The sequence below is a fragment of the Flavobacteriales bacterium TMED191 genome, assembly GCA_002171975.2.
Taxonomy (GTDB): domain Bacteria; phylum Bacteroidota; class Bacteroidia; order Flavobacteriales; family TMED113.
This window is the reverse complement of record NHIO02000051.1, coordinates 26,712-53,020: the sequence shown is the minus strand read 5'-3', so window position 1 is coordinate 53,020 and position 26,309 is coordinate 26,712. Positions and strand designations below refer to the sequence as shown.

Genomic DNA, 26,309 nt, shown 5'->3' with positions numbered 1-26,309 from the left:
TTAAAAGTTTGAATTTTGTATGATTTTTTTTGTATAAATATTTCTTTTTTTAGATAATAAATTACTTGATTCAAATAAATCAACAATTACCCCTTTTTTTAAAACCATAATATTTTTGCATAAATACGAAACAGAATTTATATCATGAGAAATAAAAACAACAGAAATATTTAAATTAATATTTATAAACTTAATTAAATCCAAAACAGACAATTGTACATCTAAATCTAAACCAGAAAGAGACTCATCAAAAACAATTACTTTAGGAAAAGAAGCAATAACACGAGCAATAGACAATCTTTGCTTTTCCCCTCCAGAGAGCTCATGAGGATAAAGATTAATATATTTATAATCTAAACCAACCAAGCTAAAAAGCTCTTGAACCGTAACATTTGATTTAAAATGAGAAATTATTTCTAGTACAGATTTACCACATTTTATTTTAGGATTAAATGTTGAATATGGGTCTTGATAAACCATTTGAATACAATTTTTTAAAAAAAAAGAGTCTTTATGATTATAATAACCGGTATAGTTTTTTTCTATCCCACAGAGAACCCTTCCAAGAGTTGTTTTTCCAGAACCAGAACCACCAACAACACCCAAAGCACCACCTTTAACTAGGGAAAGGTTAATATTTTTTATAGCCGAAAATTTAATATTGTTTTTTTTAAAAACAACATTAACATCTTTTAAATCTAGAGAGAAATCAGAAAAACCTGTATTTTTTTTAAAGCTTTTAATTATAGAGTTTAGATGAGAAGCATTAAAATTAGGGTATTTTTTTAGTTTTAAAATATTCAACAAAACCTCCTTTTTTTTAATATAACTTACACCATCTAATGAAGAAGAAGAAAAAAAAGTACGGTTTTTATAAATATAAAATCTATCGCAGTAGTATTTTATTAAGTCTAAATTATGACTCACTAAAACAACACCAATATTCCGCGTTTTTTTTATTTTCAACAATAAATCTAAAACCCCTCTTTGTGTAACAGGATCTAAAGAAGTAGTAGGTTCATCAGCAATCAATAGTCGTGGTTCAGAAGCAAGAGCAATAGCTATTACTACTCGTTGTTTTTGTCCCCCGGAAAGTTCGTGAGGGTATGAATTAATAATTTTTTCAGGAAACTCGACACCAACCTCATTTAACAAATGAACACAGTTTTTTTTAATAAAAGAATTATTGTTAGAAACAATTTTAACACATGCTTCTTTTAATTGTTGACCACACTTAAGAGTTGGATTAAGACTAGAAGCTGGGTCTTGAAAAATCATTGAAACCTCATTGGACCTAAATTTCTGCCAAGAGGAAGCATGTTTGGAGTTTAAATCAAAATAAGTAGAAAGGTAATTATACTTCGAGAGCTCCGAGGACACAACAAAAGATTTATTTTGATTTAAAAAACCCATCAAAAACAATGAAAAAACAGACTTTCCAGAGCCTGATGCCCCAAAAAGACCAACAATCTCCCCCTCTTCAACACTAAAAAAACCACCCTTTAAAAGGGGTTTGTTTTTCACAGTGATATTAAGGTTTTTTATTTTTAGTAAAGACATTCTTTTAATGTTTGAATTCTAAAATAACCTGCTCAATATAAAAACTAAGACTGTTAGTTAATAAAAAATCATTATTATTTGAAGCACTATCTTCGGATTTTCCAAGTCGAACAAACACCAAGTTTAAATCAGGAATAGCTACAATATATTGTCCCAAAAAGCCGCGAGCATAAAAAACATCATAATCCAAAACTTTAGCAACATACCAAGAGTTAGAATAGTGTTTAATCACTTTTCCAAAGCGAGAGGATTTTTTATCACCCATTTTTAACAAAGGAACACTAAATAACCAACGAAAATACTCAGGGCTAACAACTATAGAATTATTTAGTTGCCCACCATTTAACATTAAAAGCCCTATTTTAGCAAAGTCTCTAGCTGTACTATTAAAACAACAAAAGGTTTTCTCCGACCCATCACTAGAATCTAAGGACCACAAAGCGTTTTTTGAGGCACCAATTTTAGACCAAAGGGCATGACTAGCGTAATCTGAAACGCTTTCACCAACAGCCCGCTCTAACAAAACACCAAGAAGTTGAGTGTCACCACTTTGGTATTTAAAAAACTCACCCGGTTTAGAAATAAAGTTTTGTTTAAACATTAAGTCATTAATATTTTTACCATAATAAGCTTTCGCAGTTACGCTTATCGGCCGTTTGTAGTTTTCTAACCAACTTAAACCAGAAGACATCCCTAAAAGGTGTTTTATCTTCACAGGGTTTTTGTTATCAAAGTTTTCAATTTCCGGAATAAAGGACACAATGTCCTGATCAACACTCTCAATAAAACCCTCGTCTATAGCTGACCCCACAAGCAAAGACATTATACTTTTAGCCATTGAAAAAGAATTAGACAAAACATCAGGCCCACCATCTCCCCAGTATTTTTCAAGCACAACACTGTCGTTTTGAACAACCAAAAAAGCCGTGCTTTTATATTTAACAAGGGCAGCATTTAGAGAGTCATTAACAATTTTGTTTTTATAATTTATAGACTTTGGAATAATAAAGGGGTGATTTGCAACAACAGGTCGTGTAAAAAAAAAACTATAATCATCTACTTGAGCAGAACTTTCACCCCTCAAATAAGTACATCTAACACCATGAGCCAAATAAGAAAGGTCAAAAATAAAACCAAACAATATTGTTAAAAATATAAAAACAACCCCCCCCCTCATAATCTAAGTTTTTAAAAAAAAATTAAAAACATTCTCAAAAGACTTTTTAAAAAGTAACTCTATATCTTTCATGGGCACATCCCTATCAAGCTCAGCACACAAGGAGGTGACACCTCGGTCCTGTATTCCACAAGGAACAATATTGTTGAAATAATTTAAATCAACATTGACATTAAAAGCCAAACCGTGCATTGTAACCCACCGACTTGCCCTTACACCCATTGCACAAATTTTTTTATAGTTTTCATTGTTTTTTTTTGGAGACACCCAAACACCCGTTGACCCACCCAACCTCTCTCCACAAAGATCAAAATGTCTTAAAACATCAATAACAACCTGCTCTAAATACCGCAAGTATTTATGAATATCTGTAAAAAAATTATCTAAATCAAAAATAGGATAAACAACTAATTGGCCAGGACCATGGTAAGTTATATCTCCTCCACGATTTATTTTATAAAAGGCAGCCTGATTTTTTTTAAGCTGAGCTTCATTTATAAGCAGGTTTTTACTGTCCCCACTTTTACCTAAAGTATAAACATGCGGATGTTGACAAAACAGAAGATAGTTTTTGGTTTTTACACCCGATCTCTTGTCTTTTATTATTGATTTTAAAAGCAACTCTTGTTTATCCCAAGCTGTTTTAAAATCAACTATACCTAAGTTTTTAAAAATAACGGTATTCATTTGTTATATGAATATAACTATATTTGATAAAATTAAATTAAATAGTGGAAAAATATACAGAACAAGAACAGGCGCGAAGAAACTCGCTCAACGAATTAATAGACATGGGACACAACCCATATCCAGCAGAGGAGTTTAAAATAACTGCGACCAGCAAAGAAATAAAAGAAAACTATCACTCAGAAAAAAACAACTTTCAAAATGTTTCTTTGGCGGGAAGAATAATGAGCAGAAGAATAATGGGTAAAGCCTCCTTTGTTGAACTAAAAGATTTTAAAGGAAGAATACAACTATATTTAAATAGAGATGAAATTTGTGAAGGAGAAGATAAATCCATGTATAATAAAGTATTTAAAAAACTTTTAGACATTGGTGATATTATAGGTGTTGAGGGAAGTGTTTTTAAAACAAAAGTGGGGGAAATTAGTATAATGGTTAAAAACATAAAAGTTTTATCAAAATCAATTAAACCACTTCCAATAGTAAAAACAGACTCTGAGGGGGTGTCACACGATGCATTTAAAAACACAGAACTCCGATATAGACAAAGATCTCTAGACTTAATTGTTAATGATGATGCTTGGGGTGTTTTCGAAACAAGAACAAAAATATTTAATATAATTAGAAATAAACTTAATAGTGTCGGCTATATGGAAGTGGAAACCCCCATACTTCAACCAATTGTAGGGGGTGCAGCAGCGAGACCATTTATTACACACCACAACACACTAGACATGCCACTATATATGCGAATAGCAAACGAGCTATACCTTAAAAGGCTAATTGTAGGTGGTAAAGAGGGGGTGTATGAATTTGCTAAAGACTTTAGAAACGAGGGTATGGACAGAACACACAACCCAGAGTTTACAATGTTAGAGTTTTACGTTGCATATAAAGACTATGTTTGGATGATGGAATTTGTTGAGAAACTTTTGGAGGAGACTGTAATTGGAGTGTGTGGAAAAACAAAAATAAACCACAACAATAGTCAAATAGATTTCAAGGGTCCTTACAAAAGACAGCCCTTTTTCGACTCTATAAAAGAAAAAACAGGCGATGATGTCTCACAAATGACCAAGGAAAACCTACAAGATTATTGTAAAGAAAAAAATATTACAATAAATAAAACAATGGGAAAAGGAAAGTTGTGGGATGCAATTTTTGGAGAGTTTTGCGAAAAAGAACTGATACAACCAACATATATAACAGACTACCCGTCAGAAATGTCTCCACTATCTAAAAAACACCGAACAAAAAGGGGTTTAACAGAAAGGTTTGAGCTTTTTGTTAATGGAAAAGAAATAGCTAACGCCTACTCTGAACAAAACAATCCAATTAAACAAAAAGAAAGTTTTGAAGAACAAATGTTACTGGGTGAAAAGGGTGACGACGAAGCTATGGTTATTGATAAACAGTTTTTAACAGCACTCGAATATGGCATGCCACCAACTTCGGGAATAGGAATAGGAATGGATAGGCTTACAATGCTTTTAACAAACAAAACCACCATTCAAGATGTTTTGTTTTTTCCTCAAATGAAACCAGAAAACCAATGAAAGTAGCAATAGGATCAGACCATGCCGGTTTTGAGTATAAATCAAAAATAATAAACTTTTTAGAAGAGGTTTATGGCGCACAAGTTTTAGATGTGGGAGCCTTTTCAAAAGAAAGTGTAGACTACCCAGATTATGCCCACCTTGTATCAAAAGAGGTTGTTGTTGGTGCAGATTTTGGGGTTTTAATATGTGGAAGTGGAAACGGGGTTAGTATGGCAGCAAATAAACACAAAAAAATTAGAGCTGCGCTCTGTTGGACACCAGAAATTTCTAAATTAGCACGAGCACACAATGATGCCAATATAATCTCTTTGCCGGCAAGATTTGTTGGCTTTAGTGAAGCTAAAAGTATAATTAAAAACTTTTTAGAAACACCATTTGAAGGGGGAAGACACAAAAGAAGAGTTGAAAAAATTTAAAACCAACATAAAATGAACTACATAAACAAAAACACAGTTTTAATGCTTGTTGTTGCAGTTTTTTTTGTAACTCTTTCGCAAAGTGACCAAAATATACCACAACCAACAAGTTGGTCAATAGAAAACAAGATTAAAAAAATCAAATCGCACGTATTTGTATTAGCTTCAGACTCCTTAGAGGGAAGAGAGGTTGGGACTAATGGTGAGCTTTTAGCGGCGGATTATATATCAAATTATTTTAAACAAATTAATATCCCTCCACTCAAAGACTCAAGCTATTATCAAGAGTTTAGTTTAGGATCAAGAAAGTTCGACTATGCTAAAATAAAAGTTGGTCACACAAGGTATTTTTTTGGCCAAAACTTTTACAGTTACCCTAAATTTAAGGATGTTAGTATTTTTTCAAGCGATATAGTTTTTTTAGGTTACGGAATTGATTCAGAAAATTACAGTGATTACAATGTAGATGTAAAAAACAAAATACTACTAGTCTTTGATGGCGAACCGACCAATAAAGAGGGTCAGTATCTTGTCTCAGGGACAAATAAAAAATCACCAAAAGCTAGCTATAGGGAAAAATTAAAAACCGCAAAACAAAAAGGAGCAAAAGCACTTTTAATAATAAAAAACAACATAAAAAAAGACTACAAGCTGTTTAGTCACCGCATTAAAAATCCTGGTGTTTTTTTGGTTGCAAAACAAGCATCAATACCATTTTTTTTTGTTGACAAAAAAATAGCAAAAGACCTACTTAACATTAAATCTATAGCCCCACTTATAGATACAATTCTACACACGGAAACAACTGCAACTAAATATGTTAAAAAACCGATTTCAATTGACACGAAAACTATAGAAGAATTTTTTGTTGGCAAAAATGTATTAGGTTTTATTGAAGGTTCAGACCCCGATTTAAAAGAAGAGGTTGTTGTAATCACAGCACACTATGACCACATAGGGGTAATAAATGGCAAAATCCATAATGGTGCCGATGATAATGCAACGGGGACTGCAGCTCTTTTAGAAGTTGCAGAATCGTTTCAGGCAGCTAAAAAGTTAGGAAAAAAAACAAAAAGAAGTGTTTTAATTTTTGCCAACTCAGCTGAAGAAAAGGGCTTACTTGGTTCATATTTTTATGTGGAAAATCCCATCTTCCCACTAAATAAAACTATAACCTGTTTAAATGTTGATATGGTTGGAAGGGTTGACAAAAATCACCCAAATGATAGCAATTATGTATATTTAATAGGTTCTGATAAATTAAGCACAGACCTACACAACCTTTCGGAAAAAACAAATAACGAATATGTGGGGCTAAATTTAGACTATACGTTTAACGACCCTAGTGACCCAAATAGATTTTATTACAGATCAGACCACTATAATTTTGCCAAAAAAAACATTCCATCAATATTTTATTTTAGTGGAGTACATGAGGATTATCACATGCACACAGATACACACGAAAAAATAATTTACGAAAAGGTTGAAAAAACCGCTCGATTAATTTTTTATACCGCATGGGAGATTGCTAATGGAATTGATAGACCAAGGGTTGATAAAAAGAATGACTTTTAAGTTTTTGGCACTAAAAATCAAATTTTATTCCCTGAGCTAGTGGCAACTCACTTGAATAGTTAATTGTGTTAGTCTGTCTTCTCATGTACGCTTTCCACGCATCAGAACCCGACTCTCGACCACCACCAGTTTCTTTTTCACCACCAAACGCACCACCAATTTCTGCCCCAGAAGTTCCTATATTTACGTTTGCAATACCACAGTCAGAACCAGCGTGAGATAAAAAGGTTTCGGCTTCTTTAATATTGTTTGTCATAATTGCCGAAGATAAACCTTGTGGAACGCTATTTTGGATTTCAATAGCATCTTCAATTTTGGAATACTTCATAATATAAAGTATCGGAGCAAAAGTTTCTGTTTGAACAATATTAAAATCATTATCTGCCTCAGCAACGACAGGCTTAACATAACAACCAGACTCAAATCCATCTCCACCTAAAACTCCACCAGGAACAACAATTTTGCCTCCTTCTTTTTCAACCTTAATAAGCGCATCCTTGTATGCTTCTACAGCACTTTTGTCAATAAGCGGGCCCATGTGGTTTTTTTCATCCAAGGGGTTACCAATTTTTATTTGTTTATACGCTTGGATTAATTTATGTTTTACGTCATCATAAATTGACTCATGTATAATTAGTCGCCGTGTTGATGTGCATCTTTGACCAGCTGTGCCAACTGCACCAAAAACCACTCCAACCATTCCAATATTTAAATCGGCATTTGGTGACATAATCATTGCGTTATTTCCACCCAACTCTAATATGGTTTTTCCAAATCTTTCTGCAACTTTTGCACCAACAATTCGGCCCATTCGGGTTGATCCTGTGGCAGAAATCAAAGGAATATTTTTGTCAGAGGTTAAGAACTCACCCACCCTGTAGTCACCATTAATTAAACATGAGACTCCCTCTGGCAATGAGTTTCTTTTTAAAACTTTAGACATAATTTTTTGACACGCAATAGCACAGAATGGCGTTTTTTCTGAAGGCTTCCAAACACAAACATCTCCACAAACCCAGGCTAATGCGGCATTCCAGGCCCAGACAGCAACAGGAAAATTAAAAGCGGAAATTATCCCAACAATTCCCAAGGGGTGATACTGTTCATACATCCTGTGTTGTACTCTTTCGGAGTGGAGGGTAATACCACAAAGTTGCCTTGAAAGACCTACAGCAAAATCACATATGTCGATCATTTCTTGAACCTCACCTAACCCTTCTTGATAAGATTTACCCATTTCATAAGAAACTAGACGCCCTAAATCACTTTTATTTTTTCTTAATTCTTCACCAAACTGTCTAACAATTTCTCCCCTTTTCGGTGCAGGAATAACACGCCAAACTTTAAAAGCTTGTTGTGCACTAATTATAACATCGTTATAATTATCTTTAGAAGTAGAAAAAACTCTACCAATTTCTTTACCATCAACAGGGGAAAGGGATACAAAACTTTCTTCTTGATTGTTTTCCCAATTTAGCCCAGTAGATGTTCCAGGGTGGTTAGTTTCGATATTTAAATTTTTCAATAAATCATTCATAATTTTTAGTTAAATAATCTAACAACATCCATGCCGTTAGCGTAGATTAATAATGTAAATAAAAGCACCATTCCAATTATTTGAAGAGGCATTAAAACACTTAAGGGAAGTTTTTTTCCTGAAATCATCTCAATTAAAGCAATTAGAGCGTGACCCCCATCCAAAGCGGGAATAGGCAAAAGGTTCATAATTGCTAAAATTATAGAAAGCAAAGCGGTCATAGACCAAAAAGCCAACCAATTCCAGTCCCCGGGAAACATTTTTCCAATACTTATTAAGCCTCCAACATGTTTATATCCTCCAGTTTTAGGGTTAAATATAGTTTTTACTTGACCCCAATACATTTTAATAGTTTCGCTGGTTTTTTTAAATCCAGCAGATATAGACCCACCAAATGTATACCGCTTATCATCATAATATCCACGAGTTATACCCACCCCCAACAAACCGTCATTAGGAACAGTTAGTTTAATTGTGTTTTCATTGGAACGGGAGTCTCTATATGTTAGTTTTATACTTTTCCCAACTTTAGAAAGAAGATACTTTTTGGCTTCTGTTGTAATGAATTGGGTATCTAAAGAATCTATTTTTACAATTCTATCGCCCTCTTTTAATAATGAGCTTTTCAGAGGACTTGTAGAAAAAATTTCATCTACAATCCATTTAAAGTTGGGTGAAATTACGTTTCCCTCATATGTTTGTATGTTGCTAATAACCGTATTTATTGCGGACTTATCCAAAAACAATGTAATTGTTTCATTATTTCTTATCAAATCAACACTTTGAGCACCCTCAAACAAAATAGAACTCATAACAAACATTGGGTCATACTCCATTAAATCAACCCCATCAATAGCCTTTATTTTGTCGCCATCCTGAAAGCCTAGTAACTCTCCCCCCTCATTAAATGAAAAACCATCTACCAGTTTCTCCATGGGGATGTATTTTTCCCCCCAATAAAAAAGAATAATAGAGTACAAAAACCAGGCTAAAACCACATTAATAAAAATACCACCCAACATCACAATTAATCTTTGCCAAGCCGGTTTTGACCTAAGTTCCCACTCTTGAGGTTCGCTTTCTACCCCCTTAGAATCCATAGACTCATCAATGAACCCAGCAATTTTAACATAACCACCCAAAGGAACCCAACCAATCCCAAATTCTGTGTCACCAAACTTTCTTTTAAACAATGAGCCGCTCCAACCGCCAACCCCCCAGTCCATAAATAAATAAAACTTTTCTACACGACAACCGAAAAATCTTGCTGCTGCATAGTGCCCAAATTCGTGTAATACTACCAAAATGGACAAGCTTAATAATAATTGTAATATTTGTATCATAATTTTTTAATTAAATTATTTGCTATTAATCTCGTTTCTGCATCTGCTGACAAATAATCATCTAGATTTGGATTTTTTACAAAAGTAAAATTTTCTAATGATTTCCCGACGATTTTTATCATGTCTAGAAACTTTATTTTTTTATTTAAAAACGCTTCAACTGCAATTTCGTTAGCAGCATTTAAGACGCACGGTGCCGTGCCGCCCAAGCCAAGAGCGTCTAGAGCAAGCTTTAGGTGTGGAAATTTAATGAGATCCGGTTCGGAAAATTTTAAAGAACCATATTTACTTAAATTAAAAGCGGTTTTATTATAATTAATCCTTTTAGGGTGTGATAGAGCGTATAGGATTGGAGTTGTCATAGTTGGGACCCCCAGTTGAGCTTTAACGGAACCATCTATAAACTCAACCAAACTATGTATAATTGACTCTGGGTGAACAACTACCTCAATATTTTTTTGACTAACACCAAACAACCAATATGCCTCAATTACTTCAAGACCCTTGTTCATGAGGGTGGCAGAATCGATTGTGATTTTCGCTCCCATATCCCAATTAGGGTGTTTTAACGCCCTCTCAACAGTGATGTTTTTAAAATCTTCCATTTTATGTTTCAAAAAAGGACCGCCTGAAGCAGTAAGAATCAACTTTTTAATATTCTTGGAACACTCACCAACTAGGCATTGAAAAATAGCAGAGTGTTCAGAGTCTACAGGAATAATTGAAACATTTTTCTTCTTTGCCAGGCGCATAATTAATTCTCCAGCTACAACTAAAGTTTCTTTATTTGCAAGAGCAATATTTTTATGAGAATTAATTGCACTTATTGTTGGCTTTAAACCGGCACTACCAACAATAGCAGTTAAAACCAAATCAATATCTTTTTCAAACATCAGTTGACACAACGCATCATCCCCCAACCATACTTTAGTGTTTTGTTTTTTTAAACCTTCTTGTAAAAAACGATATCCTATTTCGGTATTAATTACTACATGTCTTGGTTTAAAAAATTTTGCTTGCTTAAATAGTAGTTCGTGGTTTCTGTTGGCACTTAATATATATGCATTAAATAAATTTGGAAACCTGGAAATTATTTCAAGTGTTTGTGTTCCAATAGAACCAGTAGAACCCAAAATAACAATATTTTTTTTAGTAGACATATCCATTAGTTAGAAAGTCCCCAATTTTTGTGTCATTTGAAAGGTGAGGACATTTGTTTTGTCCCCCAAATTTACCAATAGATTTCATATATTCATTAAACCCACCCTTTTTAACACAAAAAACTTTTAGAGGACCAATAATACCAGAAACAACAAGGTCTTTATAGTATATGTTTTGATTTTCCAACTCCTCGTTTAGTGTTTTTGTAAATAAATTTAAATTTGAAGGTTTTTTAATAAACTCAACAAACCACATGTGGTGAGATAGTTTTGGCCTTTCTAAAACATGAGGGCAAACCGAAAACTCAGCAACAGAGCCTCCAACCAACTCAATCGTTTTTTTAAGAGCTAACTGCACCTCTTTTTCGATTACATGCTCTCCAAATGCAGAGCAGAATTGAGACTCTCTTCCACTAAATAATATTTTATAGGGTTTTGTTGAAATAAACCTAATGGTGTCTCCGGTGTTGTATGCCCACAATCCAGCTATTGTAGAAACAATCATCACGTAATCCACATCTATTAAAACATCCTCTAAACAAATGCGCTCTCTCCCCCCTTTTTTATAATCTTCTAGTTTAATAAACTCATAAAACACTCCATGGTTTGTTAACAACAAAAGACCTTGTTCTTGTAATATGTTTTGATACGCAAAAAAACCCTCAGAAGCAGGGTAAACTTCAAGTGTGTCAATTTTGCCACAAAAGTTTAAAAATGAATCATTATAACTATCAAAGCATGTTCCTCCGTGGATATAAAGTTTTAAATTAGGAAAAACATCTAAAACATTTTTTTTGTTTGTATAATTTAATAATGAATCAAAGTAAGTTAATACCCATGGCGGTATTCCACCAATAATAGACATATCCTTATTGTGAGTTTCTTCAACAATTTTAAATATTTTTTCATTCCAGTTAGAAATACAATTTGTTTTCATTGAAGGGTATCTGTTTTTTTTAAGAAAAAACGGTATGTGTCTTGCGGCTATACCAGACAATTTAGCGTAAGGGATTTGGTTGAAATATTTAAGCTCGGGAGAACCCTGAATAAACATCATTCCCACATTAGAAACGTTATAATTATTGGTTTGATAAGCATATAATAACAAAAGCTCTTTTATTGCTTGTGTCTGAAACGACATCATTTCTTTTGTGAGGGGAATATATTTTGTTCCCGATGTTGTACCAGAAGTGATCGCAAAATAAGCTGGTGTTCCTTGTGTAAGTATATTTTTTTTACCCTCGGAAATTTTTCGAACATAAGGCTTGATGTATTCATAGTCAGTTATAGGAGTGTTTTGTTTAAACTTGTGATATGTGGTTTTTTTAGAAAGATTTAAATCGCGGGCAAACAAAGAGCGTACTCCTCTTTTTAGTATTGTTTTTAGCACAATGCTTTGATCTTTAACGGCAGACGCCTGCATTAGCGAGCTCTTTTTATATTGTTTTTGTGCTAATATTTTTAATATAAAACTAGACAGTGCCATATTAAAAATCTATATAATCCTCAGGATTTATGGGTGTGCCATTTTGCCACAACTCAAAATGTAAATGCGGTCCAGATGTTAATTCGCCACTATTACCAACCACACCAATAACTTCTCCAGCCTTAACTAAATCATTTGTTTCTTTAACTAAAAGCGCATTGTGCATATATGCTGATACTATATTATCAACGTGCTGAATAATTATTACATTCCCTTTAGAACTTGACCAATCTGCAAAAAGCACCACACCATCTAAACACGACTTAACCGACGCATTTGTTTCTGTAACAATGTCTAAACCAAAATGTTGTTCTTGAGGATTAAAAAGACTTGTTATCAAACCATCAACGGGCCTGTAAAAAACAAAATCTTCTAATTGCCCGATGTTATCTTTGTAAGATGATGGGATATTGTATAGGTCGGCATCTGCAACCTCTTTTCGTAGAGTTGAGTCGGCTTTTGATGGTGACAATGTTAAGTCCTCATAAACAATTGACTCTTTATTGAAGACAGGTATCACACTATCTATAATATCGCCATTTATTATTCTGGTAATTGCATTTACGTATTGAGCTTTGATAAACAAGTCTCTTTCTAAAGAGTCGATGTGAATCATTAACTCAATGATCTTCTTTTTTTTATCTAATTCCGCTTGAGGAAGAATGCTTTTAATTGGACTATATGCTATCAGACAAAAAGAAACAATTAATATTAGTAAAGAGGAGTATGCCGCAAGCGCTAAAAGTTGATAACCCTTAAATTCCGTTATTTTTCTCTCTTCTAATGAGGACCTGTTTATTGAAATCACACTGAAGGTGTTAGTTAAATGTTTAACTATCCAACTGTTGTTTTTTTTTTGGCTATTCCACATATTTAGATAAAACAGATTTAATCAAATATCGGAAAATAGATTGTCAAAACATGTGTATAGTAAAAAAAATAAAATAATTTTATATACGTTTTAATAGATAGCAACTAACCTAAAACCTACAAATGCGTATTTATAAATATATTAACACACTAATTGTTTTGTGGTTTTGTTTTGGCTGCTCTACACAAAAAGATGTAGCCATAAATCGGCTTTATCACCAACTTAACACAAAATACAATGGTTTATTTTATGCTCAAGATTACTTAAAGAAAGGAATAAAAAAAATTAACACTACACATCAAGAAAATTACTCAGAACTCATTACTGTTTTTAAGCATATAGATTTAAAGTCAGCACAATCTGCTCAACCACTATTTGATCAAGCTATTCAAAAAGCCACCATAGCCATTAAACAACACTCCATGGAAATCGAAGGAGTAGAAAAAAACAAATTAATTAACCAGGCTTATTTAATTATTGGTAAATCAAAATTTTATAAACAAGATTATGATTCAGCGATTAATACATTTAATTATTTAGTCAGAAAAGCCGACAGTAAAGAAATGGCTGCAGAAGCAGTTTTGTGGGTGGCAAAGTGTCAAGAAAAATTAAGAAATAAACAAGCATTAATACAACGAATATATGATTTAGAAGAAAACCATATTCTTACTAAACAACAAAAATCTATTTTATTTGCAATTAAAGCCGAAAATGAAATTACATATCAAAATTATAAAAATGCCAAACAACATCTATTATCATTTATTAATTTAACAAACAACAAAACAGAAAAAGTACGGACACAATATCTTTTAGGCCAAATCTCGTTAGTCTTAGATGAAAAAAATGATGCAAAAGAATTTTTTACAAAGGTGTTAAAAAGCAATCCTGAATATGAGCTTGCTTTTAACGCAAAACTTAACCGGGCAAAAACATTTATTCCAAATAATGATAGCTTTAAAAAAATAAAGTTGGATTTAGAAAAAATGTTGGTTGACAAAAAAAACAAAGAGTATAGGGATCAGATTTATTTTGCGATTGCCAATTTGGAACTTACAAATCAAGACACTATCGCAGCGATTTCCTCACTTAAACAATCTGCACATTTATCCACAAATAATAATGGTCAAAAAATAGAATCACACTATATATTAGCAAAAATATTTTGGGGGAATCAAAATTATATTGAATCATATCATCACTCTGACTCAGCTCACAAACTTCTAGGCCCCGAGACTAAAAAATATGCAGAAATAAAAAGGATGCTTAGAAACTCTAAAAAAATAGCACAAAAATATATAAGGATTAATTATAATGATAGTATAATTGGCCTGGCCTTATTGTCTGACAAAGAAAGAAACACAATTATAGATAATTTTATTTCTGAACTTAAGTTAAAAGATGAAAAAGAAAAATCGTTAAGTTCAGATCCTCGACAAACAGGATCAACTTTTAATTCTTTTGAGTATAACAAACAAACACAAAACAGTATAAATATAACTTCTGGCGGAGGTTGGTATTTTTATAACCCATCAGCTATAAGTTTGGGTTATTCCGAGTTTATGTCTAGGTGGGGAAGCAGAAAACTTGAGGACAATTGGAGAAGGAAAAATAAAAATCAAATCGATGAATTTAACGACATTATTGATGAGGCCCAACTAGAGGGTCCGAGCGAAAAAGAAAAATACAATAGAGATTATTACATTTCTCAACTCCCCCTTACCAAGGAAAAAAGAGAAATGCTTTTTTCAGAAATAGAGACTGACTATTATGATCTCGCCAAAATATTTAAATCAGACTTACAAGATTACAATATGGCCATTTCTATTTTCAACGAACTTACAGAGAGGTTTCCAAAAACGGACTATAAGCAATTAGTTTATTTTGATCTATACAATATCTACACTCTTAAACAAGACACTTTGCGTGCTAATAGTTTTTTTAAAAAAATGGAACTAGAGTTTCCCGATAGTGACTTTTTATTAAACTTGAAAGGCGAAGGGCCTCTAAATGAAAAGTTATTAAATGATCAAAAGAATTATGAGAAAATTTATGAACTTTATATTCAAAACACAAAAGCTGCATGTACTCAGATAGGTCAGCTAAAAGAACAAGAAGTTGAAAATATATACATAGACAAAATTGACTTTTTAAGTATATTGTGTGAAGCCAAATATCAACAAAAGGGAGTATTTATTTCTAAGCTCGAAGAAATGCGAGACAAGTACCCGCAATCGCCACTTTCAAAAAAATCGGATAGTATGGCACTAATTTTAAAAGGAGAGTTAGAGGGCATAATAGAAACAGGTTTTATAAATGAGTTTGAAGAGTCACATTATTTTATGCTTTTATTATCAGATATTTCAATTAATCTTCCTGAAATACAAGCAAGTATTTCTCGTTTTAATCAGCAAAATTATAATTTAGACAGCCTAGAAACAGAAAATTTGTTACTAACAAAACAGGATCAAATTTTTAGGGTTGGTGAGTTTAAGGACAAAACAAACGCCTTATTGTATTATGAGGCAATAAAAGAAAATAACACATCCAAGAGCATTTTTCAAAATAAGGCCGTACGTTCATTTGTCATTAGTAAAAATAATTTTTACCTTTTATTAAAAGAAAAAAATATTGAAGAATACGAAAATTACTTTCAAACAATTTATTTATTAAATTAATCCCCCTATTACTATGTTAAGATCTACAGAAAAAAAAGAAGAAATCAACTTTATTGCATCGGGCACAAAATTAGTAGGCGATTTAGTTTCATCAGGAGATGTTCGTATTGACGGGCAACTGAATGGGTCTATTAAAACCCAAGGAAAATTGGTTTTGGGTGAAAGTGGTGTTGTTGATGGACAAATATCATGTCAGTCAGCTATAATTGGCGGTCAACTAAAAGCTAAAATCACTACCAAAGACCTTTTAACTCTAAAGTCTACTGCAAAATTATCAGGAGAAATTGTGTCAGGTCAATTAGCAATTGAGCCAGGAGCCATTTTCAGTGGCAAATGTAGTATGGGGCCTATTATTAAGGATATTACAAAAATTGACACAAAAAACTTGGAAAACAGCAAAGAAAAGCTCGCCTAATTTAATGATAAGAACAATCATATTAAACACTATTCTTTCGGCAACTATTTTGGTGTGTTTATTTTTAGCCAAAAAAACATTTTCTTTAAATATTGATGGGTTTTTCTTCTTGGCTCCGCTATTTTATTTTATCATCTATACAGTTCAAAACATGTTGTTAAACATGCGCAACATAAGCCCCTCAATGTTTGTGGCATTTTATAATTTGTCTACGTTTTTAAAACTTGCTTTATCAGCCCTGTTTCTAATTTCTTATTATATTTTTTTCGCAACAAACTTAGATAATCAAGAAAAGTTATGTTTTTCCGTGTTTTTTATTAGTCTTTACTTTATATATCTAATCGCAAATACCATTATTACGTTTTTGAATCGAAATGAAAAAAAATAATAAGCCTACGTTCATTTATTATGCAATAGGCGCTCAAATTGCGATTACTATTATTGCATCAGTTTTCATTGGCCACCAACTAGATAAGGTTTTTAAAACATCTCACGCTCCCTTTACTATCATGACTTCGATTGTGGCCATATTATTCTCTTTGATTGACCTGGTGCAAAGGTTTAAAAAAAAAAAATAAAATCACGTACAATTTAAATTGTTATTGTTGATAAATTAATTACTTTTGTTACCGGTTATTTAAGCGTGCTTTTATTATCAAACAATGAATAGAATAAGTGTGTTTTTTTGGATAGTTTTTTCAACAGTTTACTTGTCGTTAGCTGCCAATACGGTTGGAGGTCCTGATACTAATATGGATTCCGCTGACAAAAAGTTTGAGCCCGGCAAAATGATTATGCATCATATAACTGATTCTCACGAATGGCACGTCTTAGATTGGAAAGGCAAGCACATATCCATACCGTTGCCTATTATTATATTTCACGAAGAGAAGGGTCTAGATATTTTCATGTCTTCCAAGTTTCATCACGGAAAATCCTCTTTCAAAGGATATAAAATGGATCATGGTAAAATCTTCTCAGTTGATTCTTTTGGTGAAAAAGATTATGAGGATTCTAAAAAGATTTGGGACTTTTCTATCACAAAAAATGTGTTTTCTCTTTTTTTCAGTATCACTCTCATCTTGCTTGTTTTTATTAAGGCCGGTAATCTATACAAATCAAAACCAAATTCTAACCCAAAGGGGTTTTGGAATTTTTTGGAACTCATGATTATTTTTGTTAGAGATGATATTGCTAAACCTGCTATTGGAGAAAAGCATTATCAAAGATTTTTACCTTTTTTACTAACGGTCTTCTTTTTTATTTGGCTAAACAATTTACTAGGTCTTGTTCCGTTGTTTCCAGGGGGAGCAAATTTGACAGGAAACATAGCTGTACCCATGATATTGGCAGCCATGGTATTTATTATTACAACAATAAGTGGAAAAAAAACCTATTGGAAGCATATATTTGCTATGCCAGGAGTTCCAAAGCCAGTTTTGTTAATTCTTACACCCGTAGAAATAATAGGCATGCTTTTAAAACCCTTCGTGCTTATGATTAGGTTGTTTGCAAATATTACTGCTGGGCATATAATTATTTTATCTTTCTTTAGCTTAATATTTATTTTTGGAGAAATTAATCCAGTTGCTGGATATGGTGCGTCGATTATGTCAGTGGCGTTCGTTATTTTTATGAGCTTTTTAGAGATTTTAGTAGCATTTTTACAAGCTTATGTATTTACATTATTAGCCGCCATTTATTTTGGGTCGGCTGTAGAAGAAGAACATTAAACAATAAATTATTAACAAATTAAAATTTTAAAACATGGTATTATCAATTTTATTAGAAGCAGCTTCAGATTACGGAGCAACGCTTGGTATAGGTTATGGTGTAGCTGCTCTTGGAGCAGGTGTAGCTGCTCTTGGAGCAGGACTAGGGATAGGAAAAATCGGCGAGGGCGCTTTGCAAGCAATGGCTAGACAACCTGAATCTATTAACGACTTAAGAGCAAGTATGATTTTGATGGCAGCTTTGGTTGAGGGTGCAGCTTTCTTTGCAATGGTCGTTGGCCTCTTAGTTATGTTTATGAAGTAATTTATAATTAAATAGTTAAAATATGGAACTTGTTACACCAGGTGTTGGCCTGTTGTTTTGGATGCTATTTGCATTTTCTATTGTCTTAGTGCTTTTGAAAAAGTTTGCATGGAAGCCAATTTTAAGTGCTTTAAAAGAGAGAGAAGATCGAATCGAAGACTCTTTAATTAAGGCCGAAGAAACCAGACAAAAAACAGAATCAGCCAACTCAGATATTGAAAAAATGATCAATCAAGCAAATGAAGAAAGAAATTCTCTTTTACGTCAAGCAAAAGAGGAGATTGCAGAATATAAAAAAGATCAAAAAACTCAAATAAAGAGTCAGATAGACCTTCAGTTAGATTCTGCAAAAGAAGAAATAGCTCAACAAAAAAGGATGGCTATGGAAGATCTAAAAGCTGTCGTAGCGGAATTATCAATAGAAATTGCAGAAAAAATACTCAAGCAAGAGCTAGATAATGAGCAAAAATATAATGAACTGATTAAGGAAAATGTAAAAAAATTGGACATATAAATAATTATGCAAAACAACAAAGTTTCATATAGATATGCTCTTGCCTTATTTAGTTTGGCCAAAGAAAAAAATCTTCAAAATTCTGTTTTGATAGACTGTGAGTTTATTTTGTCAGAGTTTAATAAAGCGGACGAATTATTTACTATAATAAAAAACCCTACGATTAATAAAGCGATTAAGAAAAATTTATTCACGAAAGTTTTTTCACAAAATATCCAGCCAATTACAATGGATTTTATTTCGTTATTGTTGAAAAAGGGAAGAGAGTCTATTTTACCAATAATTTTAGAAAATTATAATTCACTTCATAATAAAGAAAAAAACATCATTGTTGCTGAACTCATTTCTTCAAAAAATATAGAAAATTCTTTAGTTGAAACTATAAAAGACAAACTTAGTGTTTTGGGAAGTGTAACCCTAAAAAAAACATTAAATCCACAATTAATAGGAGGTGTTGTAATAAAGATTGGCGACTTACTATATGACGCAAGCGTTAAAAAACAGATAATGAATGTTAAAAGAACATTGAAACTATAATAAATAATAAATAAAATGACAGAAATCAAACCATCAGAAGTATCTCAGATCCTCAAAAACGAACTAAGTAACTTAAATAATCACACCAGTTTAGATGAAACGGGAACTGTACTAGCCGTTGGAGACGGTATTGCGCGACTTTATGGGCTATCAAATGTTGAGTCTGGAGAATTAATAGAATTCAATGACGATAAAAATCAACAGGGTATTGTCCTTAACCTTGAAGAGGACAATGTTGGAGCTGTGTTGTTAGGCTCTTCTTCGTTAATAAAAGAAGGAGATTTGGTAAAAAGAACTAGAAAAATTGCATCTGTAAATGTTGGAGAAGGGATGTTAGGACGTGTAGTAAATGCTCTAGGAAAACCGATTGATGGAAAGGGACCAATTGAGGGTGAAACTTATGAAATGCCACTTGAAAGAAAAGCCCCAGGCGTAATATATCGTCAACCAGTAAATGAGCCGCTTCAAACAGGTATAAAAGCGATAGATGCAATGATTCCAATTGGTAGAGGTCAAAGAGAATTAATAATTGGCGATAGGCAAACCGGAAAAACCTCAGTAGCACTTGATACTATTATTAATCAAAAGGAGTTTTATGAAAAAGGGGAGCCAGTATATTGTGTATATGTAGCCACCTCCCAAAAGGGATCAACTATAGCAAATATTGCCAAAATGTTGAAAGATAACGGAGCATTGCCTTATACAGTAATTGTTGCGGCAGCTGCATCCGACCCCGCCCCCATGCAGTTTTACTCACCATTTACCGGAGCTGCCATAGGTGAGTTTTTTAGAGATACAGGTAGACATGCCTTAATAGTTTATGATGATTTGTCTAAGCAAGCCGTTTCTTATCGAGAGGTGTCGCTTCTACTAAGACGACCCCCAGGTAGGGAAGCTTACCCAGGAGACGTTTTTTATTTACACTCTAGACTGCTTGAGCGTGCAGCAAAAATCAATGCTTCTGACTCTATCGCAAAATCTATGAATGATTTGCCTGAGTCTCTTCGTCCGATTGTTAAAGGTGGCGGTTCTTTGACGGCACTACCTATTATAGAAACTCAAGCAGGAGATGTTTCTGCATATATACCAACTAACGTAATATCTATTACTGATGGTCAAATATTCTTAGAAGCTGACTTATTTAACTCCGGTGTTAGACCAGCTATTAATGTAGGAATTTCAGTCTCTAGAGTTGGTGGAAGTGCACAGTTAAAAGCCATGAAAAAGGTTTCAGGAACACTAAAGTTAGATCAAGCACAATATAGGGAACTTGAAGCTTTTGCAAAATTTGGTTCTGATTTAGATGCAGCTACTACTGCGGTTTTAGAAAAGGGTAAAAGAAATGTAGAAATTTTAAAACAAGGCCTTAATAGACCGATGAGAGTTGAGGAGCAAATTGTAATTATTTACTGTGGTGTACAAGGATTGCTGAACAGCGTTCAGGTTTCGAAAATTAAAGAATGTGAAGAAAACTTAATTAGTATTATGAGACAAGAATTTTCAGCCTCTTTAACTGAATTAAGAAGTGGTAAATTAACAGACCAAGTAAAACAAGATATTGAGACGGCATTAGAAAAAGTTCTGAAAAATTATAATTAATGGCAAACTTAAAGGAAATAAGGTCTAGAATTAGTTCTGTTTCATCTACGATGAAAATTACTAGTGCGATGAAAATGGTATCTGCTGCTAAATTAAAAAAGGCTCAAGATAGAATGACTAATATTAAACCTTACTCATCCGGTATTTCAACAATTATTAATAATCTGTTGCCTTGTGTAAGCAAATCCGAGATACTGTTAAAGTCACACTTTTCAACAAATGGTAAACATCTCGTAATAGCTGTTGCTTCCAACCGAGGACTCTGTGGTGGCTTTAATGCAAATATTTATAAAGAAACTAAAAAACATATAGATAATAAATCATTAGAAGTATTCGCAATCGGTAAAAAAGCTATTGAAATATTTAAAAGGTCAAATTACAGTTTAGTTGAAACGAATTCTAATATTTTAGATAACCCCCAAATAGCAGAATCTAAAAAGTTATCACAAGATATCATTAGTAAATTCTTAAACGGTGATTGGGAAAGAGTCTCTCTTATTTATAATAAATTTAAAAATGCAGCAACTCAGATGGTTGTAAAGGAACAATTATTACCTATAGAAATTAAGGATGAGTCACTTGTTAGCAACAAAGATTATATTTTTGAACCCGATAAAACTAGTATTATTAACTCTCTAGTTCCTAATAAAATACACACACAATTATTTGAAGCTATTCTCAACTCCATTGCTGCAGAGCACGGTGCACGAATGACAGCAATGCATAAAGCAACTGATAATGCAAACGAACTAAAACAAGACTTAACACTGTCTTACAATCGACAACGACAGGCAGCTATAACAAATGAAATTTTAGAAATAGTTGCTGGAGCAGAGGCACTGAAGGGATCTTAGACTGTCGTTTACGTTACCGCATTAGTACGGAAATATTTTATCTACATGTTTGTAAAAAAAATTACATTAAGTCAACAAATATTTTTTTCGACAATTATATTGGTTAGTTTTTTTTTAGCAATCGTTGCATGGGTTAATATTAATCAAATCAAAACCGACACAACTAATTATAACACAGAACGTTTAGCAAGGAAAGACAGGGCTGTTGCAAAATCAATAGAGGCAATAATTAATTTGAGCACACAATATAATGTAGACTTAGAAACAGCCTTTAGGCCCATTTTAAAAGATGTAGGATATATACATAAATTAAAAATCAACATATATAATCTGGATGGCCAATTTATTTGGTCTTCAGACACAACACTGCTTAAGGATAGTATTATTACACGAAATATATCTAAAGATAAAATTAAGCTGTGCTTTTTGTCAGAAAATAAAAAAACAGAATATGAAAAAGGATCGTATTTTGGGACATATAGAATATTATATAAAGACACAATTACAAATCACTTAACTTCTTCAAAACCAATTATTAATGATAATCCATTTTGTATATTGGATGTTATTTATGATAAAAGCACACAGCAGGATGTTTTGGAAAAAACAAATCAACAAATTAAAAGCTTAGTAAAACTCTATTTGATTCTTCTATTGATTGCCATTATATTTACGTTCGCACTTTTAAAACAAATAACTGCAGGACTAAGGTCTATTTCCAAGCACCTTTCTAATACAAACGTCCATAATAACCTAAAGCCACTTCATTGGCCAGTGCGTGATGAAATAGGCCAGTTGGTAGAAAGCTATAATAAACTTATAAAAGAATTAGACATCAAAACTACACAATTAATAAAAAGCGAAAAAGAAGGTGCGTGGAAAAAAATGGCAAAGCAAATAGCTCACGAAATTAAAAACCCCCTAACACCTATGAGGCTTAGTGTTCAGTATTTGGAAAAATCATTTAAAGATGGTAAGGGACGTGAGCTTTATTCAGACGAGTGGGAAGAAAAATTAATGAATTTCTCAAAAACGATGATTCAACAAATAGATACTTTAACACGAATAGCCAATGCTTTTTCAGATTTCGCTAGTTTAAGTGCACAAAATTTAGAAAAAATATGTATAATAAAAGAGGTAGAGCATGTTGTTACATTATTTAAAAATAATAACGTTAATTTATATTTTAAAAGCAGGAGATTAGATGCTATTTTTGTCCTTATAGACAGAACACACTTAACAAGGGTGTTAAATAATCTTATTAACAACTCATTACAAGCTCAAAAGAACAACACCCCCATCAGTGTCAATATTGAGATCGAGAAGATAGATAAAAATTGTATAATTAGAGTTGCAGATAATGGAACCGGTATTCCTGCAGAAATTCAAGACAGAATATTTGAACCAAACTTTACAACTAAAAGTAGTGGAACAGGCTTAGGACTTGCAATGGTAAAAAAAATAGTTGATGATTTTAAGGGAGAAATAAACTATACAACATCCATTAAAGGAACGGTATTTGAAATAATAATACCCATTTACAACAATATTTAATTATTAATATATGCAAAATTTAACAGTATTTTCAGGCGAATTTAGTTTTTACAAAACATGTAACGAACTTTTAGTTCAATATGATTTAGATAATAAAGTAGCAATAGTTTTAATCAACAGGCCGAAACAACTTAACGCACTTAATAAGACCGTAATAAGTGCTTTATCAGATTTTTTGCAAGAAGTAGATGTAAACAGAAAAGTTAGATCTGTTATAATTTCTGGTTCGGGTAACAAGGCATTTGTTGCAGGAGCCGATATAAAGGAGTTTCAAAATTTTAATAATAAAGAAGCATTAGATTTAAGCTTATTAGGAAAAGAAAAATTGTTTAATAAAATTACACAGTTTTCAAAACCAGTTATAGCAGCAATTAATGGATATGCTTTAGGAGGTGGACTAGAATTAGCATTAGCGTGTCATATTAGATTGGCAACTGATAATGCCAAGTTAGGTTTGCCTGAATGCTCTCTTGGACTAATTCCGGGTTACAGTGGAACACAAAAGTTGCCTCAAATTATCAGCAAAAATATTGCTATGGAAATGATTTTAACATCGCAGATGCTTAATGCCCAGCGATCCTTGGAGTTGGGTCTTGTAAATCATGTAGTAACTATTAATGAGATTGCGGAAAAATCTTTAAAAATTGCCTCCTTATGTGGACGAATTTCTCCTGATTCTGCACGAGCTGCAATAAAATCTATAAATTCTTGTTATCACCCAAAGGGGGATGAAATAGAGAGTAAAGAATTTTCTCAACTATTTGAAACAAGTAATTTTAAAGAGGGTGTAGTCGCCTTTTTAGAAAAAAGACAACCTAATTTTAGCTAATGCTTGAAATAAAACAATTATTTAATCAAACAATTATATATGGCTTTAGTAGTGTCATAGCTCGTATTTTAAATTTTTTTTTAGTACCTCTTTACACCATTTTATTTATCCCCTCAGAATATGCGATAGTTACAGAGATGTATGCATATGCAGCCCTTCTTATGGTTATTGGTTCTTTTGGCATGGAAACAGCTTTTTTTCGTTATATTAATCAATATCAGGACAAAAGGTTTACAACCGTCTTTTCTTCCGCATTAGTTTTCTTGTTCTCAAACGCATTCTTAATAATAATATGTGGTTGTTTATTTTATAAACCAATTGCGAATATTTTAGGCTATTCCCAGACACCTCAATATATACTCTATTTCACCTTTATTATTGGATTTGATTTATTATGTGTAATCCCATTTGCTCTTTTAAGGCAACAAAATAAAGCAATTAAGTTCGCGGTTGTTAAGACGGTAAATATTTTATTTAATATATTCTTTAATATTTTCTTTTTAATACTGTTGCCTTATTTAATTGAAAAAGAATTTTTATTTTCAATGGTCAATTTAGATAATTTCTCCATCTCTGTTGAGTACATATTTTTATCAAATTTAATAGCCAGTGTAATAACAATAGTAATTTTATCTAAAGATATTAAGAATAATTTCAGCACATTTAATTATGTGATTTTGAAAAAAATGCTTCAATATGCATGGCCAATATTGATTGCAGGTATTGCCTTTGTAGTAAATGAGACGGCAGATAAAATATTAATTAAATACTTATTGCCACAAGGTATCGCAATGCGTGAATTAGGTATTTATTCTGCCTGTTATAAGTTGACAATTTTCATGACCTTATTTGTTCAGGCTTATAGATTTGCCGCTGAACCTTTTTTTTTCAATCAGTTTAAAAGGCCAAATGCTAAAAAATTATATGCACTTATGTTAAAAGTCTTTGTTGCCTTTGCATTAATTATTTTCTTATTAATTACACTTTATATTGATGTAGTTAAATTATTAATACCCAATACCCTTTATCATGAGGGGTTAAAAATAATCCCCATTGTTCTATTAGCAAATATTTGTTTAGGTGTTTATTATAATCTATCCGTATGGTATAAGGTTACTAATAAAACTAGATATGCTGCTATCATATCTTCTTTTGGAGGTTTGGTGACCATTTCCTTAAATTTTATTTTAATTCCTAAACTAGGATATATGGGTGCAGCCTGGTCTACCCTTGCTTGCTATGCTACTATGATGTTAATATCTTTTTGTTTAGGTCAAAAGCACTTTAAAATTAAATACCAAATCAGTTCAATATCGAAGTGGCTTTTTATTGCACTAGTTGTATTTTATTTGAGCCAATTTTTTGATGCGGAGATATGTCGCAATATTCAAATAGACAACACGGTTTTGTTCTTTTTATACATTATATTTATATATATGCAGATGAAGGATATTTTAAATAAAAATAAAAAATATAAATATGAAAGTAGGATTAATTAATAAATCAAGTCATCCAAATCCCATTTATAAAACAGCAGGTTCTGCGGGGATGGATATTAGAGCAAATATTCCCAAGAGTCTTTTTATTGCGTGCGGAGATAGAGTCACCGTGCCCACGGGAATATTTGTTGAAATACCTGAAAACTTTGAAATACAGGTTAGACCCCGTAGTGGGTTAGCAGCAAAAAGTGGAATAACCGTTTTAAATACACCTGGGACAATAGACTCAGATTATAGAGGAGAAATAAAAGTTATTTTAATTAATCACTCATCAGATTTGTTTGAGATTAAGGATGGAGATCGGATTGCACAGATTGTGGTTAGTAGAGTAGAAAAAATTAATTGGCAAGATATAGCTAAGTCAACAATAACGGAGAGAGGAGTCGGGGGATTTGGAAGCACAGGAACAAAATAAATAT

Annotated in this window: 24 protein-coding genes; 16 read left to right on the top strand and 8 right to left on the bottom strand. The window is 32.5% G+C overall.

The annotated features are described in order from the left end of the window. The 3 genes from CBD51_005940 to lipB are packed head-to-tail and all read right to left on the bottom strand — an operon-like array spanning position 1 to position 3,424. The gene (locus tag CBD51_005940) at positions 1-1,560 is read right to left on the bottom strand and encodes an ABC transporter ATP-binding protein (protein RPG58036.1); all 1,560 of its coding nucleotides are present in this window, start codon (positions 1,558-1,560) and stop codon (positions 1-3) included. Between the two features lie 4 nt (positions 1,561-1,564). Next, positions 1,565-2,737, bottom strand: a complete 1,173-nt coding sequence (locus CBD51_005935; protein ID RPG58035.1) for a class C beta-lactamase-related serine hydrolase — start codon at positions 2,735-2,737, stop codon at positions 1,565-1,567. A gap of 3 nt (positions 2,738-2,740) precedes the next feature. Continuing rightward, the gene (gene lipB, locus CBD51_005930; protein ID RPG58034.1) at positions 2,741-3,424 is read right to left on the bottom strand and encodes a lipoyl(octanoyl) transferase LipB; all 684 of its coding nucleotides are present in this window, start codon (positions 3,422-3,424) and stop codon (positions 2,741-2,743) included. 44 nt (positions 3,425-3,468) lie between these two features. On the opposite strand from lipB, the gene lysS reads away from it, so the two are divergent. The 3 genes from lysS to CBD51_005915 are packed head-to-tail and all read left to right on the top strand — an operon-like array spanning position 3,469 to position 6,977. After that, positions 3,469-4,980 carry a lysine--tRNA ligase gene (gene lysS / locus CBD51_005925; GenBank protein RPG58033.1) on the top strand — a complete coding sequence of 504 codons (1,512 nt, stop codon included), beginning with the start codon at positions 3,469-3,471 and terminating at the stop codon, positions 4,978-4,980. Then, entirely contained in the window at positions 4,977-5,399 is a 423-nt protein-coding gene (rpiB, locus tag CBD51_005920; GenBank protein ID RPG58032.1) for a ribose 5-phosphate isomerase B, read from the top strand. The genes lysS and rpiB overlap by 4 nt, the downstream gene beginning before the upstream one ends. A gap of 12 nt (positions 5,400-5,411) precedes the next feature. Next, the gene (locus CBD51_005915; protein RPG58031.1) at positions 5,412-6,977 is read left to right on the top strand and encodes a M28 family peptidase; all 1,566 of its coding nucleotides are present in this window, start codon (positions 5,412-5,414) and stop codon (positions 6,975-6,977) included. Between the two features lie 10 nt (positions 6,978-6,987). On the opposite strand, the gene CBD51_005910 is transcribed toward CBD51_005915, so the two are convergent. From CBD51_005910 to CBD51_005890, 5 genes are read right to left on the bottom strand one after another with little or no spacing between them, the layout of a single operon-like run. Further along, a complete protein-coding gene (locus tag CBD51_005910; protein RPG58030.1) occupies positions 6,988-8,514 on the bottom strand; it encodes an aldehyde dehydrogenase family protein in 1,527 nt (508 codons plus the stop codon). A 5-nt stretch (positions 8,515-8,519) separates the two neighbouring features. Next, on the bottom strand, positions 8,520-9,857 hold the full coding sequence (gene rseP, locus CBD51_005905; protein RPG58029.1) for an RIP metalloprotease RseP: 1,338 nt from the start codon (positions 9,855-9,857) through the stop codon (positions 8,520-8,522). Continuing rightward, positions 9,854-11,017 carry a 1-deoxy-D-xylulose-5-phosphate reductoisomerase gene (locus CBD51_005900; GenBank protein ID RPG58028.1) on the bottom strand — a complete coding sequence of 388 codons (1,164 nt, stop codon included), beginning with the start codon at positions 11,015-11,017 and terminating at the stop codon, positions 9,854-9,856. The genes rseP and CBD51_005900 overlap by 4 nt, the downstream gene beginning before the upstream one ends. After that, a complete protein-coding gene (locus CBD51_005895; protein ID RPG58027.1) occupies positions 11,007-12,503 on the bottom strand; it encodes a hypothetical protein in 1,497 nt (498 codons plus the stop codon). Before CBD51_005895 ends, CBD51_005900 begins: the two co-directional genes overlap by 11 nt. 1 nt (position 12,504) lies before the next feature. After that, entirely contained in the window at positions 12,505-13,374 is an 870-nt protein-coding gene (locus CBD51_005890) for a M23 family metallopeptidase (protein ID RPG58026.1), read from the bottom strand. A gap of 122 nt (positions 13,375-13,496) precedes the next feature. On the opposite strand from CBD51_005890, the gene CBD51_005885 reads away from it, so the two are divergent. The 13 genes from CBD51_005885 (at position 13,497) to CBD51_005825 (ending at position 26,305) form a co-directional block, all read left to right on the top strand. After that, positions 13,497-16,052 carry a hypothetical protein gene (locus CBD51_005885; protein RPG58025.1) on the top strand — a complete coding sequence of 852 codons (2,556 nt, stop codon included), beginning with the start codon at positions 13,497-13,499 and terminating at the stop codon, positions 16,050-16,052. 13 nt (positions 16,053-16,065) lie between these two features. Continuing rightward, complete coding sequence (locus tag CBD51_005880; protein ID RPG58024.1) at positions 16,066-16,467, top strand: polymer-forming cytoskeletal protein; 402 nt, start codon at positions 16,066-16,068, stop codon at positions 16,465-16,467. A 374-nt stretch (positions 16,468-16,841) separates the two neighbouring features. Then, positions 16,842-17,045: an AtpZ/AtpI family protein gene (locus tag CBD51_005875; protein ID RPG58023.1), complete on the top strand. Its 204-nt coding sequence runs from the start codon at positions 16,842-16,844 to the stop codon at positions 17,043-17,045. Positions 17,046-17,129: 84 nt separating this feature from the next. Further along, positions 17,130-18,200 (top strand): ATP synthase F0 subunit A, encoded by a 1,071-nt coding sequence (atpB, locus tag CBD51_005870; protein RPG58022.1) that lies wholly within the window; start codon positions 17,130-17,132, stop codon positions 18,198-18,200. Between the two features lie 34 nt (positions 18,201-18,234). Beyond that, complete coding sequence (atpE, locus tag CBD51_005865) at positions 18,235-18,504, top strand: ATP synthase F0 subunit C (protein RPG58021.1); 270 nt, start codon at positions 18,235-18,237, stop codon at positions 18,502-18,504. A gap of 22 nt (positions 18,505-18,526) precedes the next feature. Beyond that, positions 18,527-19,018 (top strand): ATP synthase F0 subunit B, encoded by a 492-nt coding sequence (atpF, locus tag CBD51_005860; protein ID RPG58020.1) that lies wholly within the window; start codon positions 18,527-18,529, stop codon positions 19,016-19,018. A gap of 6 nt (positions 19,019-19,024) precedes the next feature. Then, positions 19,025-19,555 carry an ATP synthase F1 subunit delta gene (atpH, locus tag CBD51_005855; GenBank protein RPG58019.1) on the top strand — a complete coding sequence of 177 codons (531 nt, stop codon included), beginning with the start codon at positions 19,025-19,027 and terminating at the stop codon, positions 19,553-19,555. A 15-nt stretch (positions 19,556-19,570) separates the two neighbouring features. Beyond that, on the top strand, positions 19,571-21,154 hold the full coding sequence (locus tag CBD51_005850; protein RPG58018.1) for a F0F1 ATP synthase subunit alpha: 1,584 nt from the start codon (positions 19,571-19,573) through the stop codon (positions 21,152-21,154). After that, the gene (gene atpG / locus CBD51_005845) at positions 21,154-22,008 is read left to right on the top strand and encodes an ATP synthase F1 subunit gamma (protein ID RPG58017.1); all 855 of its coding nucleotides are present in this window, start codon (positions 21,154-21,156) and stop codon (positions 22,006-22,008) included. The genes CBD51_005850 and atpG overlap by 1 nt, the downstream gene beginning before the upstream one ends. 45 nt (positions 22,009-22,053) lie before the next feature. After that, positions 22,054-23,562 (top strand): GHKL domain-containing protein, encoded by a 1,509-nt coding sequence (locus CBD51_005840; GenBank protein ID RPG58016.1) that lies wholly within the window; start codon positions 22,054-22,056, stop codon positions 23,560-23,562. Positions 23,563-23,572: 10 nt separating this feature from the next. Then, positions 23,573-24,391 (top strand): enoyl-CoA hydratase, encoded by an 819-nt coding sequence (locus CBD51_005835; protein RPG58015.1) that lies wholly within the window; start codon positions 23,573-23,575, stop codon positions 24,389-24,391. Further along, positions 24,391-25,890: a polysaccharide biosynthesis protein gene (locus tag CBD51_005830; protein RPG58014.1), complete on the top strand. Its 1,500-nt coding sequence runs from the start codon at positions 24,391-24,393 to the stop codon at positions 25,888-25,890. The genes CBD51_005835 and CBD51_005830 overlap by 1 nt, the downstream gene beginning before the upstream one ends. After that, positions 25,871-26,305 carry a dUTP diphosphatase gene (locus tag CBD51_005825; protein RPG58013.1) on the top strand — a complete coding sequence of 145 codons (435 nt, stop codon included), beginning with the start codon at positions 25,871-25,873 and terminating at the stop codon, positions 26,303-26,305. The genes CBD51_005830 and CBD51_005825 overlap by 20 nt, the downstream gene beginning before the upstream one ends. The last annotated feature ends 4 nt before the right edge of the window (positions 26,306-26,309 follow it).

Coding starts and splice junctions, on each gene's coding strand:
- CBD51_005940 (RPG58036.1), bottom strand. CDS start 1,560: ATGTCTTTACTAAAAATAAAAAACCTTAATATCACTGTGAAAAACAAA.
- CBD51_005935 (RPG58035.1), bottom strand. CDS start 2,737: ATGAGGGGGGGGGTTGTTTTTATATTTTTAACAATATTGTTTGGTTTT.
- lipB (RPG58034.1), bottom strand. CDS start 3,424: ATGAATACCGTTATTTTTAAAAACTTAGGTATAGTTGATTTTAAAACA.
- rpiB (RPG58032.1), top strand. CDS start 4,977: ATGAAAGTAGCAATAGGATCAGACCATGCCGGTTTTGAGTATAAATCA.
- CBD51_005915 (RPG58031.1), top strand. CDS start 5,412: ATGAACTACATAAACAAAAACACAGTTTTAATGCTTGTTGTTGCAGTT.
- CBD51_005910 (RPG58030.1), bottom strand. CDS start 8,514: ATGAATGATTTATTGAAAAATTTAAATATCGAAACTAACCACCCTGGA.
- rseP (RPG58029.1), bottom strand. CDS start 9,857: ATGATACAAATATTACAATTATTATTAAGCTTGTCCATTTTGGTAGTA.
- CBD51_005900 (RPG58028.1), bottom strand. CDS start 11,017: ATGTCTACTAAAAAAAATATTGTTATTTTGGGTTCTACTGGTTCTATT.
- CBD51_005895 (RPG58027.1), bottom strand. CDS start 12,503: ATGGCACTGTCTAGTTTTATATTAAAAATATTAGCACAAAAACAATAT.
- CBD51_005890 (RPG58026.1), bottom strand. CDS start 13,374: ATGTGGAATAGCCAAAAAAAAAACAACAGTTGGATAGTTAAACATTTA.
- CBD51_005885 (RPG58025.1), top strand. CDS start 13,497: ATGCGTATTTATAAATATATTAACACACTAATTGTTTTGTGGTTTTGT.
- CBD51_005880 (RPG58024.1), top strand. CDS start 16,066: ATGTTAAGATCTACAGAAAAAAAAGAAGAAATCAACTTTATTGCATCG.
- CBD51_005875 (RPG58023.1), top strand. CDS start 16,842: ATGAAAAAAAATAATAAGCCTACGTTCATTTATTATGCAATAGGCGCT.
- atpB (RPG58022.1), top strand. CDS start 17,130: ATGAATAGAATAAGTGTGTTTTTTTGGATAGTTTTTTCAACAGTTTAC.
- atpE (RPG58021.1), top strand. CDS start 18,235: ATGGTATTATCAATTTTATTAGAAGCAGCTTCAGATTACGGAGCAACG.
- atpF (RPG58020.1), top strand. CDS start 18,527: ATGGAACTTGTTACACCAGGTGTTGGCCTGTTGTTTTGGATGCTATTT.
- atpH (RPG58019.1), top strand. CDS start 19,025: ATGCAAAACAACAAAGTTTCATATAGATATGCTCTTGCCTTATTTAGT.
- CBD51_005850 (RPG58018.1), top strand. CDS start 19,571: ATGACAGAAATCAAACCATCAGAAGTATCTCAGATCCTCAAAAACGAA.
- atpG (RPG58017.1), top strand. CDS start 21,154: ATGGCAAACTTAAAGGAAATAAGGTCTAGAATTAGTTCTGTTTCATCT.
- CBD51_005840 (RPG58016.1), top strand. CDS start 22,054: ATGTTTGTAAAAAAAATTACATTAAGTCAACAAATATTTTTTTCGACA.
- CBD51_005835 (RPG58015.1), top strand. CDS start 23,573: ATGCAAAATTTAACAGTATTTTCAGGCGAATTTAGTTTTTACAAAACA.
- CBD51_005830 (RPG58014.1), top strand. CDS start 24,391: ATGCTTGAAATAAAACAATTATTTAATCAAACAATTATATATGGCTTT.
- CBD51_005825 (RPG58013.1), top strand. CDS start 25,871: ATGAAAGTAGGATTAATTAATAAATCAAGTCATCCAAATCCCATTTAT.